The organism is Streptomyces sp. NPDC031445 (genome assembly GCF_055581365.1).
Window position 1 is genome coordinate 87,766 of the sequence record NZ_JBVIJO010000017.1, and the last position, 12,443, is coordinate 100,208.

General features: G+C 75.3%; 12 protein-coding genes and 1 pseudogene. 5 read left to right on the forward strand and 8 right to left on the reverse strand.

The window, feature by feature from the left end; translation table 11 throughout:
* Positions 1-5: 5 nt before the first annotated feature.
* Positions 6-1,085 (reverse strand): NADH:flavin oxidoreductase/NADH oxidase, encoded by a 1,080-nt coding sequence (locus ACZ5DC_RS35205; RefSeq protein WP_468659664.1) that lies wholly within the window; start codon positions 1,083-1,085, stop codon positions 6-8.
* A 130-nt stretch (positions 1,086-1,215) separates the two neighbouring features.
* On the opposite strand from ACZ5DC_RS35205, the gene ACZ5DC_RS35210 reads away from it, so the two are divergent.
* The gene (locus tag ACZ5DC_RS35210; protein ID WP_468659666.1) at positions 1,216-1,572 is read left to right on the forward strand and encodes an ArsR/SmtB family transcription factor; all 357 of its coding nucleotides are present in this window, start codon (positions 1,216-1,218) and stop codon (positions 1,570-1,572) included.
* A gap of 125 nt (positions 1,573-1,697) precedes the next feature.
* On the opposite strand, the gene ACZ5DC_RS35215 is transcribed toward ACZ5DC_RS35210, so the two are convergent.
* A complete protein-coding gene (locus tag ACZ5DC_RS35215) occupies positions 1,698-3,038 on the reverse strand; it encodes an FAD-dependent oxidoreductase (protein ID WP_468659668.1) in 1,341 nt (446 codons plus the stop codon).
* Between the two features lie 198 nt (positions 3,039-3,236).
* Between ACZ5DC_RS35215 and ACZ5DC_RS35220 the strand changes: the two genes are divergently transcribed.
* Positions 3,237-3,983: a DUF6214 family protein gene (locus ACZ5DC_RS35220; RefSeq protein WP_468659814.1), complete on the forward strand. Its 747-nt coding sequence runs from the start codon at positions 3,237-3,239 to the stop codon at positions 3,981-3,983.
* Positions 3,984-4,001: 18 nt separating this feature from the next.
* On the opposite strand, the gene ACZ5DC_RS35225 is transcribed toward ACZ5DC_RS35220, so the two are convergent.
* The 4 genes and pseudogenes from ACZ5DC_RS35225 to ACZ5DC_RS35240 form a co-directional block, all read right to left on the reverse strand.
* Positions 4,002-4,670 (reverse strand): TetR/AcrR family transcriptional regulator, encoded by a 669-nt coding sequence (locus ACZ5DC_RS35225; protein ID WP_468659670.1) that lies wholly within the window; start codon positions 4,668-4,670, stop codon positions 4,002-4,004.
* 154 nt (positions 4,671-4,824) lie between these two features.
* A pseudogene (locus ACZ5DC_RS35230) lies at positions 4,825-5,337 on the reverse strand (HAD family hydrolase).
* On the reverse strand, positions 5,334-6,062 hold the full coding sequence (locus ACZ5DC_RS35235) for a phosphatase PAP2 family protein (protein ID WP_468659672.1): 729 nt from the start codon (positions 6,060-6,062) through the stop codon (positions 5,334-5,336). The pseudogene ACZ5DC_RS35230 and the gene ACZ5DC_RS35235 overlap by 4 nt, the downstream one beginning before the upstream one ends.
* Positions 6,063-6,719: 657 nt before the next feature.
* Entirely contained in the window at positions 6,720-7,289 is a 570-nt protein-coding gene (locus ACZ5DC_RS35240; RefSeq protein ID WP_468659674.1) for a DUF5134 domain-containing protein, read from the reverse strand.
* Positions 7,290-7,452: 163 nt separating this feature from the next.
* Between ACZ5DC_RS35240 and ACZ5DC_RS35245 the strand changes: the two genes are divergently transcribed.
* The 3 genes from ACZ5DC_RS35245 (at position 7,453) to ACZ5DC_RS35255 (ending at position 10,372) form a co-directional block, all read left to right on the forward strand.
* Complete coding sequence (locus ACZ5DC_RS35245) at positions 7,453-9,165, forward strand: FUSC family protein (protein ID WP_468659676.1); 1,713 nt, start codon at positions 7,453-7,455, stop codon at positions 9,163-9,165.
* Positions 9,162-9,743, forward strand: coding sequence for a MarR family winged helix-turn-helix transcriptional regulator (locus ACZ5DC_RS35250; protein WP_468659678.1), 582 nt, complete (start codon positions 9,162-9,164; stop codon positions 9,741-9,743). Before ACZ5DC_RS35245 ends, ACZ5DC_RS35250 begins: the two co-directional genes overlap by 4 nt.
* A gap of 74 nt (positions 9,744-9,817) precedes the next feature.
* Positions 9,818-10,372 (forward strand): GNAT family N-acetyltransferase, encoded by a 555-nt coding sequence (locus ACZ5DC_RS35255; RefSeq protein ID WP_468659680.1) that lies wholly within the window; start codon positions 9,818-9,820, stop codon positions 10,370-10,372.
* 12 nt (positions 10,373-10,384) lie between these two features.
* Here ACZ5DC_RS35255 and ACZ5DC_RS35260 read toward each other — a convergent pair whose 3' ends face one another.
* Together ACZ5DC_RS35260 and ACZ5DC_RS35265 are read right to left on the reverse strand one after the other, a co-directional pair.
* Positions 10,385-11,698, reverse strand: a complete 1,314-nt coding sequence (locus tag ACZ5DC_RS35260) for a cytochrome P450 (protein ID WP_468659682.1) — start codon at positions 11,696-11,698, stop codon at positions 10,385-10,387.
* Positions 11,699-12,041: 343 nt separating this feature from the next.
* Positions 12,042-12,434: a VOC family protein gene (locus tag ACZ5DC_RS35265; protein ID WP_468659684.1), complete on the reverse strand. Its 393-nt coding sequence runs from the start codon at positions 12,432-12,434 to the stop codon at positions 12,042-12,044.
* Between the last annotated feature and the right edge of the window lie 9 nt (positions 12,435-12,443).

Consider the following 12,443-nt stretch of genomic DNA (forward strand, 5'->3'; position numbering starts at 1 on the left):
CCGGCTCAGACCGAGCGGTGGTACTGGTCCGGGACCCGGACCTGAGCCTCCAGCTCACGTGCCGCGTGACGGGCCCAGGAGGGGTTGCGCAGGAGTTCCCGGCCGAGCAGGACCGCGTCCGCCTCGCCGTTCGCCACGATCTTCTCGGCCTGGCCGGGCTCGGTGATCAGGCCCACCGCGGCGACCTGCATCGGCGTCTCGGCCTTCACCCGGGCGGCGAACGGGACCTGGTAGCCGGGCCCGGTCGGGATGCTGACGCCGGCGGCGTTCCCGCCGGTGGAGACGTCGAGCAGGTCGACGCCGTGGGCGTGCAGGTCGCGGGCGAGGCGGACCGTGTCCTCGGGGGTCCAGCCGCCGTCCTGGAGCCAGTCGGTGGCCGAGACGCGGAAGAAGACCGGCTTGTCCGCGGGCCACACCTCCCGTACGGCGTCCACGACCTCGAGGGCGAACCGGGTCCGGTTCTCGTACGAGCCGCCGTAGGCGTCGGTGCGGTGGTTGGAGTGCGGGGAGAGGAACTCGTTGACGAGATAGCCGTGGGCACCGTGGATCTCGACGGCCTGGAACCCCGCGGCGAGCGCGCGGCGCGCGGCGGCGGCGAACTGCCCGGTGATCTCGGCGATCTGGTCCGCCGTCAACTCGGTCGGCACCGGGTGGCGTGCGTCGAACGGCAGCGGGCTCGGGGCGAGCGGCTGCCAGCCGTGCGCCTCGGGCCCGACGGGCGCACCGCCCTTCCACGGCCGGTCGGTGGACGCCTTGCGGCCGCTGTGGCCGATCTGGACCGCCGGCACGGTGCCCTGTGCGGTGAGGAAGCGGGTGATCCGGCGGAAGGCCTCCACCTGGGTGTCGTTCCACAGCCCGAGGTCGTACGGGGAGATCCGGCCCTCGGGCGAGACCGCGGTGGCCTCCACCACGATCAGGCCGGTGCCGCCGGCGGCCCGCGCCGCGTAGTGCGCGAAGTGCCAGTCGTTCGGAGCACCGGCGAGCGGCCCCTCCGGGTCGGCCGAGTACTGGCACATCGGGGGCATCCACACCCGGTTCGGGATGGTCACTTCGCGCAGGGTGATGGGCTCGAAGAGCGCACTCACGACGGACTCCATTCGTCACGGACCGCTGATCGGTTCGTACGGTACCCCTCGTACTACGATGGATGTCAAACTACGATGGCTCTCGTACAATGCGGGCAGCCGAGCATCTTGTGAGGAAGGGGCAGTCGCCGTGACCGACACCGCCACCGCCGGCCGCGCGCTGCCGCATCCGGCACGGGAGCAGATCCGGCTGGAGTCCGTGCTGCACGCGCTCTCCGATCCGATGCGGCTCCGGATCGTGCGCGAACTCGCCGTGCGCGGAACGGAGCTGACCTGTTCGCACTTCGACCTGCCGGTCACCAAGTCCACCAGTACGCACCACTTCCGGGTGCTGCGGGAGAGCGGGGTCATCCGGCAGGTCTACCGGGGTACGGCCAAGATGAACGGCCTGCGCCGCGACGATCTGGACGGCCTCTTCCCGGGGCTGCTCGACAGCCTCCTCACCGCCGCCGACCGTCAGTCAGGCCGGCTGCGCGCCGACGGCTGAACCGCGCTCCACCGCGAGGTGGTCCAAGAGCGGGCACGTGCTCGCGACGTGCGCGGGCGGCCGCCGTGCCGTGGACCGTGGGCGGCGAGACCGTGGGCGCCTCGAACAGTGCGGGGACAGCCGCGCTACGACGGCACTCGCGCCGCTCCCAGCAGCGCGTCCCAGTCGGAGAGCTTGACCACGCCCCGCCCCAGCCGCGCCCCGAGCTCGGTCTCCGCCCGCTCGATCGCCAGCCAGCCGTCCCAGGGCACGGGCTCGACGCCCGCCGCCCGCAGGGCCGCGACCGGCTCCTCCGGCAGGTCCGCGCGGCCGAGCGCGGGAGCGTCCGCGAGCAGCGAGGTCACCGTCTCCTTGGCGCAGGGCCGGTTGGTGCCGATGACCCCGGTCGGGCCGCGCTTGATCCAGCCGGCGACGTATTCGCCGGGGCAGGGGACGCCGTCGCGCAGCACCCGGCCCTCCTGGTGCGGGACGGTGCCGCTCGCCGGGTCGAACGGCAGGCCCTCCAGCGGCACTCCGCGGTAGCCCACCGAGCGCAGGACCAACTGGGCGGGCACGTCCTCGTACCGGCCCGTGCCGGTCATGCCGCCGGTGCCGTCCGGGGCCGTCCGCTCGAAGCGCACGGCACCCACCCGGCCGCCGTCGGCGAGCAGCTCCACCGGCCGCAGGAAGAAACGCAGCCGGATCCGCCGCGCGGCGGCCACCGCGGGAGGTCGTGCCGCCCAGTCGCGCAGCACCTCCACGTTGCGGCGCGGCCCCGCCGGCAGCGCGCCGGGATCGGCCGGATCGAGCGCCAGCTCGGCCTTGTCCACGATCACGTCGGTGTCCGGCAGCCCGCCCAGCTCACGCAGCTCCTTGGTGGTGAAACGGGCCTGTGCCGGGCCGCGCCGGCCCACCATCTGCACCTCGGTGAGCCCGCTCGCCGCCAGCGTGTCCAGCGCGGCCTGCGGGATGTCCGTCGGCCGCAGCTCCGCCGCACCCCGGACCAGCATCCGGGTGACGTCCACCGCGACGTTGCCCACCCCGATGACGACCGCCGAGCGCACCCCGCGCAGGAAGCCCGCGTCGGCCGCGTCCGGGTGCGCGCTGTACCAGGACACGAACTCGGTCGCCGACCAGCTGCCCGCCAGGTCCTCGCCGGGGATCCCCAGCCGCCGGTCGGTGGCCGCGCCCACGCAGTACACCACCGCGTGGTAGAGCTCCCTGAGCCGCCGTGCCGGCAGTCCGCCGGGGCCGCCCACCCGGACCCCGCCGAGGAACCGCACCCGCTCGTGCTCCAGCACCGTCCGCAGACTGCCCTGAAGCGACTTGATCTTCTCGTGGTCCGGGGCGACGCCGTAGCGGACCAGGCCGTACGGACACGGCAGCCGGTCCAGGACGTCCACCCGGACCTCCGGATCACGCTGAACGAGGCTCTGGGCGGTGTAACACCCACTCGGCCCGGAACCGACGACGGCGACACGCAGCACAGCGGTGCTCCTCGCCCGAAGGAGGATGTGCGGACGGCTCCAGCATGGCACCGCGCAGGCCCCGGGGGCAGGGGCCGGTGGGGTGACCCGGGTGCGTGTCCATGCGTACGGGTGTGGTCACGACGTTACGTTGCGTGGGTGCCAGAAGCATCCTTTCTTGATCTTTCTGATCGGCACGCGGAGGATGGCGCGGTCTCCGTGTGGCCCGCGTGGCAGGTGCGGGAGCACGACGGCGTCACGTCCTGGTTCCAGGTCCGGCTGGCCTTCTCCGACGGGGCCCGGGTCGACGCCCTTGCCGTGGTGAGCGGGGGGCGCGTCTCCATCGAGGACGTCCAGGCCGAGCCGGCCCTGTCCCTCGCCGACCTGACGGCGCTCGCCGACTGGATCGAGGGGCCGCTGTTCGCGGCGTGCGGCGTGGAGACCGGTGCGGGCAGGGCGTGTGACGCGGAGCGCGAAACTCGCGTGGCCTTCGGCGTGCTCGTTGACGCGGGCGTGGCACGCGAGGCGGACGCCGACGACCACCCGGCGTCCGGCGCGGACGCCGGTGGTGGCTTGGCGTCCGGTGTGGACGCCGGCGCTCATGTGGCTTGCGATGTGCTCGCGGAAGCCGACGTGGCACGCGGTGCGGGAGTGGGCATGGGCGGGGGTGGAGCGGGTGACGGGGTGGACCCGAACGGCGGGTCCCCGGCGACCGGGCGATCCCGGCCCGACGCTGGCCCAACCGACGCCGGCCCAACCGTCGCCGGCCGTGCCCGGCCGCCCTGGCCGCGGGGCACCGAGGGCCGCCGGCTCGTCGCGCGGGAGTACCGCGCGGCCCAGGACGCGGGCGCCGACCCGGTGCTCGCCGTGATGAACGCGACCGGACGCGGTCGCCGGCGCGCCCTGCGGCTGATCGCCCAGGCACGGGACGCGGGCCTCCTCGCACCCCGCCACGCCCGGCGCTGACCGAGCGGCCGGACCGCGTCAGGGAGTGCCGGGCCGCTCCCCCGTGGCGAAGAACCGGGACACGTCCCCCTGCTCCGCCCCGCGCTCCGCCTCGCTCTCCGGGGGCACACCCATGTCCCACTCGAGCCCGTACCGCTGGAACAGCTCCGTCCGCAGCGCCGGCACGGGCATCGGCACCCCCGGCACCAGCGCCGCGTACACCGCGCCCATCAACAGGGCCCGCAGCATCGGGTAGTCGGCCGAGACGTTCTGCGCCCCGTACCGGGCGACGGTGTCGCTGAGCAGCTCCGCCAGCCGGCGCTGCTCCGGGCACTGTACGAAGCCCTCGGCCTGGAGCAGGCCCGCCATGTGCTGGCGCATCAGCACGGGCCGGTCCCGGGCGAGGCCCAGGATCGCGTCGATGGCCCGGGCCAGCCGCTCCCGGCCGTCCTGCGTGCGCGGCTCCCGCTCCAGCGCCTCCTCCAGCGTCCGGTGCATCAGCCGGTGCACGGCGGACTGCACCAACTGGCGCTTGCCGGGGAAGTAGTACGACACCAGACCGCGCGCCGAACCAGCCCGGTCCGCGATGTCGCCCAGCGTCGTGGCCTCGAACCCGTGCTCGCCGACCAGTTCCACGGCGGCCTGCAGCAGCCGTTCCCGGGAACGCCGCCGCAATTCTTCATTGACCGAGGCGCTGCGCGGGGACATCCTGTAACTCCTGCGTTGACTGGCTGCCAGCCAACTATACTCAACGCAGCGGGTGCCCCCATGCCCGGGGCCCGCCCGGAACAGCCGTCCGTCTGGGGCGACGCGGGGGATCGTCTCAGACGGGCGGTGCGGTGCACTCGCTCGCTGCCGGTGCTCAGGGCGCCGGCAGGTCGTCCACGAAGCGCACCCGGCAGCCGAGCGCGGCGGCGCCGCCGTCCGCCACCCGGTTGTCGCCGACCACGGCGCGGGTCCCAGCCGATGTCGCTGACCACCCCGACGCCGGTCCCGCGCTCGCGCAGGGTGCGCAGCACCTCCTCGGCGTCGGGGTAGGGGGTCCAGGCGGCGCGGGGGACATGGGCCGTTCGTACAGGGCGTCGTGCAGGCGTGGATCCGGCAGCGGCACCCGGCGGGACAGGCCCGTGCAGGCGGCCCGGTGCAGCTCCGCGCTCTCGTCCCGCACCGCCCAGAGCGCCGCGAGGTCCGCCGGCGGTTCCACCGGCTCCGCACCGCCAGGCTGTGCGCCGGCCGCCTCAAGGGCCCGTGCGGTGCGGGTCAGTCCGGCCTCGGACAGCGGGTGACCGGTCCCGTCCAGCACCGCACGCGCCCATGACTCGGCGGACTCGGTGCGCTACAGGGTCCCGGAGAAGTCGAACAGCACGGCGGTCATGCGCCCGGACTCCGCCGGCCGCGCGACGGCCACGCCCGGCCGTCGCGCGGCCACTCGTGGACGGTCACCGCCGCCGCGACCAGCGCCGCGCCGGCCAGCCATCCGCCCAGCACGTCCGAGGGCCAGTGGACGCCCAGCCACACCCGGGTGACACCCACGCCCAGCACCGAGACGAGTGCCGCCGTCACCGCGGTGCGCCACAGGGCGGGGCGTGGGCCGTGCCGGTGCAGCAGCCACAGCAGCAGGCCGCTGACGACGGTGGCGGTCATCGCGTGACCGGACGGGAAGGCCGCGTAGTGCGCGGAGTCGACCGGGTTCGGCCAGACCGGGCGGGGTCGGCCGACGGCGGACTTCACGGCCTGCTGCACGAGCGTGGCCACCGCGCAGGTGATCGCCAGCCACAGCGCGGTCCACCAGGCCGCGCGCCGCCAGACCAGCCACACCGCCGCCGCCGCGCAGACCAGACGCATGGTGGTCGGGTCCCACACCCAGTCCGTCAGCACGCGGAAGACACGCGTCACCTCGTGGTCGCCGACCGCCCAGCGGTGGGTGGTGCGGGAGATGTCGCCGTCCACGGTGATCAAGGGATGCCAGCGCAGGGCGACGAGCACCAGCAGCACCAGGAAGCAGGCGCCGAGCGCGGCGGCCAGACGGGCGGCTCTGCGGAGCGTCGTCGGTGGCTCGGCGACGGGGGGCGACGGGGGAGCGGAGGGGCGATGGCGCATACCGTGATCCTTGTGCAACGGAGCCGCCGTGGCCAAGCCCCCGCGGGCCGGGGGCGACCCCGGTGCCATCGGGTGGGGCCCGCAGGGCGGCCGGCATCGGCCCGGCACCGGTGGCCCGTGCATCGACGCCCTCGGCAACGGGCCGAGGGCACCGGCGAGGGCCGCCGGTAGCCCAGTCAGCCCGGTCGGCGCAGGGCCGTCAGCCGCCGCACACGGGGCGGCAACCGGGGCCTGTGGAGCGGCACCGGGACGGTCGACGGCGACCGGTGGCGACCGTCCCGTGCGGCAGCCGGTGTCCGGTGGCGACCGTCCCGTGCGGCAGCCGGTCGTGCCGGGCCCTCGCCTGTCCTCTCGTGGCCGAGCGGCCGGGACGCCTGGCCGGGCCATCACCGGACATCGGGGCGGCCGCCGTCCGTTTCCCCGCCCGGCGGCAGCGGTGTGCCCACCCGTGTCCGGTCCGGCGGCCTGTACGGCCTCCCCGGCGGCGCGCCCGGGCCGCACAGGCCGCCGCGGTCGGGCGGCACGGCGGCGACGGCGGTCAGGGCGTCGACCGGCACAGGGCACAGGGCCGCGGGGGCCGTCCCTGGCCGGGGTCCGGGTTCCCGAGGGTGCGCGTTCCTGACGCCGACGCGGGCGTGCGGCTCGCCGAGCCCGTCGTCACATCGTCAGCAGCATCGCCACCATGCCGATCCCCATCGACAGCCGGCAGGCCCGGGCCAGCTCGGGGCGGTCGCCCCAGTGTGCCGGGCCGCCCCCGCCCGTGGTGCCCGTGCCGCCCGCCGGGGCGGGGGCCGGCACCAGTCGGGCGCCGGAGAACAGCACGTACCCCGCGAAGTACAGCAGCAGGGCGCCGGTGAGCAGCGGCACGCCGGTGCCGCCGTGCCCGTGGTGGGCGGCGTGCGGGGACACGGCCATCGCCACCGCCATGTAGACCATCGCGGCGCTGCCCACCAGGTGGTGCAGATGGTGCGGGGCACCGCGCGCGGCCCACAGCGCGCGCAGGGCCGCCGCGCCGAACACGGCCGCGTACACCGGCCACGCCCATCCCGGCGGCGTGAACACCGCCGCCGGGACGGCCATCGCGGCCATGCCGAAGCCCATCAGCGCCTCGCCGCCCGCGGCCCGGCGCTGCTCCTCGACACCGCTACGCATCCGCAGCAGGCAGTAAGCCCCGGTCAGCGCGCACAGCGCGACCAGCAGCCAGGCGATCGACACCGGTCCGTGCACGCGCACCTCCACGCTCGACGGTCGGTCGAGGGTGCGATGCCCACCGCCGGCGGAGCGCACGCGAGCGCAAGGAGGTACACGGGGAGCATGCGGGGGAGCACGGTCGGTGACCAGGCCCTCCCACAACTGTTTTACAGATAAAACACATGCTAAATTTATGAGTATGAGCAGTGCGACCCCCCACCGTCTCCCCCTCGCCACGACCCTCCGCCTCGGGCGCCCCTCCGACATCTGGTTCAAGCCCGCGCTGAGCGTGGTGGCCGCGGTCGCCCCGCCCAACCTCACCCTGCTCGCCCTCGGCCGCCTCGACCTCGCCATGTACACGATGGCCGGCTCCCTGTGCGCGCTCTACGGCCACAACCGGCCCTACGCCGCCCGGGCCCGCACGCTCGTCTGGGTCGTGCTCGGCATGGTCGGCGGTCTCGCCGTCTCCCTGCTCGCCGCCGCGCTCACCACGAACGCCGTCGTCCTCGTCACCGTCGGCGCCGTCCTCGCGGCGGTCCAGAAGACCGTGTGCGACGCCACCCGGATCGGACCGCCCGGCAACGTGGTCCTCACCTTCATCAGCTCCGCCTCGCTGTTCGCGCCGCAGACCCCCGGCCAGGTCCCCGGCCACCTCGGCCTCGCGCTGGCCGCCGGCGCCTGGGCCTGGCTGGTCGGCATGGCCCCCGGGCTGCTCCGCCCGCACGGCCCCGAGCGCCGCGCCACCGCCCAGGCCCTGAACGCCGCCGCCGCGTACGCCGAGACGCGCGGCACCGCCGACGGCCACGCCCGGGCCCGCGCCGCGACCGCCGCCGCGATCCACGCCGCCTGGCAGTCGCTGCTCGCCGCCGGCGCCCGCCCCGACCGCACCCGGCGCGCCCTCGAACAGCTCGTCGTCCGCGCCGAGGTCGCCCTGGCCGCGCCCGCCGACACCGACCCCGTCCGGCTGCGCGCCTGGGCCCGCGACCTGCGCGGCACCGGCCGTGTCCCGCGCGTCGAGACGCCGCGCGAGTCCGCCGACGAACTCCTCGGTCTGGCCGCCGAACAGGCCCTGCCCGCCCGCTCGCCGCGGCACCTCCTGGCCCCCCTCGCCCCGCTCGCCGTGCGCACCGCGCTCGGCTGCGCCCTCGCCGGATACGCCGCCCTCGCGCTCGGTGTCGGCCGCCCCTACTGGGCGCTGGTCACCGCGGCCTCGCTCTACCAGGCCAACGTCACCCTCACCTGGAGCCGGGGCGTCCAGCGGGTCGTCGGCAACCTCCTCGGCGTCCTGCTCTTCGCCGCGCTCGCCCCGCTCACCCATCTGCACCCCGCCGCCCTGGTGCTGTGCTGCATCGCCCTGAACTTCGGCGCCGAGGCGCTGATCGGCCGCAACTACTGGCTGGGCACCGTCTGCGTCACGCCGATGGCCCTGCTCATCACGGAGTTCGCCCGCACCCAGGACGCGACCGAGCTGATCACCGACCGGATCGTGGACACCCTCGTCGGCGCCCTGGTCGGCTTCGCCGCCGCCGTCGCCGTCACCAACCGCCGCGCGGGCGACCGCCTGGAGCACGCCCTGACCGCGGCGGAACGGGCCCGCGAGCACGCCGCCCGCCTGCTCGCCGAGCCGCAGGCCGGGCCCCGCGCGCTGGAGTCCGCCCGCCGTACGCTGGCCGCCGCCCTCGTCGATCTGCGCGCCACGGCCGACGCCGCGGCCGGCGAGTGGTGGCAGCGCGCCCTGCCCGAGGAACGGCTCGTGCTCACCGAGCAGGCCGGACACCGTACGCTCGCGGCGACGGTACGGCGGCAGGGCCTCGTGCCGCAGGACCCGGACAGCCACCAGGCCCCGGGCCGTGACCAGGACCGCGACCGGGTCCAGGACCCGGGCAGGACGACGGAGGACATACGGCCATGACGGCGACGAACGGCGGACCGACGCCCGGAAGCGACGCGACCGGCACCCGGCCCCGGGCCGGCACCGACCCCGCGCGCGGCGACACCGTCTCCGCCGTCGTCAGCCAGTGGCGGGCCGTCCACCCCGAGCTGGACACCGGGCCGATGCAGGTCATCGGCCGGATCAACCGCTGCGCCGCCCTGCTCCAGCAGGCCGAGGACGCCCCGCTGCGCCGGGCCGGCCTGAGCCGCGCCGAGTTCGACCTGCTCGGCGCGCTCCGCCGCACCGGACACGAGCTGACCCCGGGCGAGCTGGCCCGGGAGACCTTCTCCTCCGGAGCCGCCGTCACCAAGCGGATCAAGCAGCTGACCGAGCGCGGCCTGGTCGAACGGCGCGGCGACACCCGCGACCGCCGCGTGGCCCACGTCCGCCTCACCGGCACCGGCCGTGACCTGGTCGACGGCATCCTCCCCGAACAACTCGCCTACGAGACGGCCGTCCTGTCCGTCCTCGACCCGGCCGGACAGGGTGAACTCGCGGGCCTGCTCGCTGAGTTGCTCAGCCGCCTGGAGGGCCGGGCGAGCGGCCTGCGGGCGTAGCCGGGCCGGCCGCCGCGCTCCCGCCCCGGCGTGCCTCTCGGCCCCGGGCGTACCGCCGCGTGTTCCAATCGGGCATGGCATCGTCCTGGACTGGTGAACGGGTACGCCTGCGGGCCATCGAGCCCGGCGACTGGACGGCGTTCGCGCGCCTCGCCGACGACGGGTGGCGCGTGGGCCGGCCGGACCTGCCCCGGTCCGCCGAGAGTTACCGTGCGTGGGCGCGGGAGCAGGCCGTCGCCGGGTGCGACGGCGACCGCTTCCGGCTGGCGGTCGAGACGACGGCGGGGCAGGAGCTGGTCGGCACGGTCGCCTCGCACCGCACCGGCCGTCACTCGGGCTGGTTCGAGTTCGATGTCGCGATCGGCGCCGAGCACCGGCGCAGGGGCTACGCCGCGGAAGCCCTGGCGCTGCTGCTGCGCTTCATGTTCGAGGAGCGGCGTTATCACAAGTGCATGGCGGTGATCCACGCCCGCAACGAGGCGTCGCTGGCACTCACCCGCCGGCTCGGCTTCACCGAGGAGGGGCGGTTGCGGGACCACGTCTTCTTCGCCGGCCGGTACCACGACCTCGTCGTGCTGGGCCTGCTCGCCGACGAGTTCGGCCGGCGGCACGCGACGAGCGGGCCGTGACGAGCGGGCCGGTCACCCGGGGCGGGACCGCGCCGGGTCCCGCGGGGCGGCACGCAGGCGCAGGCCGGGGGTCGCCAGACCTTCGAACGTGGTGACGCGGAAACCGGGTTCCGGTCCGGACGGCTCGCTCAAGCGGTGGCAGCGGGCCGTGTGCGCGGTCAGGAGCGTCAGCATCGCCATGGCGAGTGCGGCTCCCTCGCAGCCGTGCGGCCCGGTGCCGAAGGAGAGGAAGGGCCCGGGGTCGGCCGGCGCGCCCGAACCGTCGAGCCAGCGCTCGGGCCGGAACCGGTCCGGCTCGGCGTGTTCCCGTGCGTCCCGGTGCGCGGTGTAGGGGCAGACCAGAACGGTGGACCCGGCGTCGAGGGCGTAGTCGGCGAGTTCGGTCCGCCGTGCGGTCCGCCGGGTCAGCAGCCAGCTCGGGGGGTAGAGCCGGAGCACCTCGCGTACCAGTGCCTGGGTGTACCGCAGGTCGTCCAGGTGGGCGCTGGTCGTCGCGGCGGGTTCGGCGGGCAGCGAGGCGGCTTCGGCAGCGACGCGGTCCGCCGCCCGCGGGTGCCGGGCCAGGTGGAGCAGGATCCACCCGGCCGCCCGGGTGGGCGCCTCGAAGGTGGCGACGGTGATTCCGGGGAGGGTGTCGAGGACGGCCTCCTCCGGCAGCGGGCCGTAGCGCGAGGAGGGCTGGAGCATCTGCCCGAGCACGTCGTCGCCGAGCCGGCCCGACGCGAGGCGCCGGCGGACGATGAGCCGCAAGGCGTCGGTGAAGGCGGCCTGTTGCCGTGTGCGGAACCGCCGTGCCGGTGTGGGGACCCACCGCGGCCACTCCCAGCGGGAGGGGCGTACGAGCACTTCCCGGGCCAGGAAGAGCCGTGCGGCGAACGGCAGCAGGGCGGGGGCGTCCTCGGAGAAGAGGTAGCGGACGCCGATCTCCGCGAGGGCGTGCCGGGCCGCGGGCAGGACCTCCACGTCCTGGCCGGCGGGCCACCGGTCGGCGAAGAGCGCGGCTCCGGCTGCGATCTCGCCGACCCGGGCCGCGACCGCCTGCGCGCGCAGTCCGCGCATACGGGCGGCGTGGGCGTGCAGACGCTCCTGAGCCGTCGGCGCCCCGTTCGACCCCTTCAGCGGCGGGAAGAGCGGCGAGGGCGCCTTGGGGAAGTCCTCCGCGCGGCGCAGCACGGCCTCGCACGGTCCGGCCGTGGCGGCCACGTAGACACCCGGCTCCAGTTGCCAGACGTCCCCGCACTCGTCCAGACCACGGCGTGCCTCAGCCAGCCGGTCGCGGCTCCAGGCGGCGAAGCCGCCTCCGGGCAGCCGCGGTGGCTCGATCATCCGGCCCATGAGATCGTCCCCGACCTTCGTGCCTGTCCAGGCCGATGCCCTCGGCAGTACGCCTCACAGCCGACGGGCGCCCGGGGCGCCCGCCGGGAGTGCCCTCAGACTCAGTCGCCGGCGTACGCGTCCCACTCGTGGGAGCCGTACGCACCGTAGCGGCGGGTGAAGGACAGCTTGCCGAGCAGCCTGGCGATCATGATGCGCTCCTCTCGCCTGTCCGAGCCGTCCAGCCGGGGAGTCCGATGAACCCACCAGCACCTCAGATGCCACAGTCGCCATCTTTCCAGCACATGCCGTATATGTCATATCCGCACGGCACGTGCACCGGCCCGGCCGGAGGCTAGATTCCCGGCCGGTGCCGCAGGGGGTGGTCCGGCGGGATCTCCACCAGGACGATCGGGGTGCCGTCCGGGTCGGCGATCCACATCTCGACCAGGCCCCACGGCTCCCGCACCGGGGGCCGGACGATCTCGACACCGCGCGCCCGCAGCTCCTCGCCCGCGGCCCGCACGTCCTCGACCTGCAACCACAGCCGCACCGCGGGCGCGGACGGGCCCTCGGACCGGCCGGACACCTCCAGGAAACCGCCGCCGAGGAAGTAGACCGTGCCGCGCTCGGGGCCGGTACCGAACTCGCGGTAGACGGACAGCCCCAGCCGCTCGCCGTAGAAGGCACGGGAGCGCTCGGGATCGGTGGGCCGGAGCAGGATCCGGCTGCTGAGTACATGCACCATGCGGGGGGA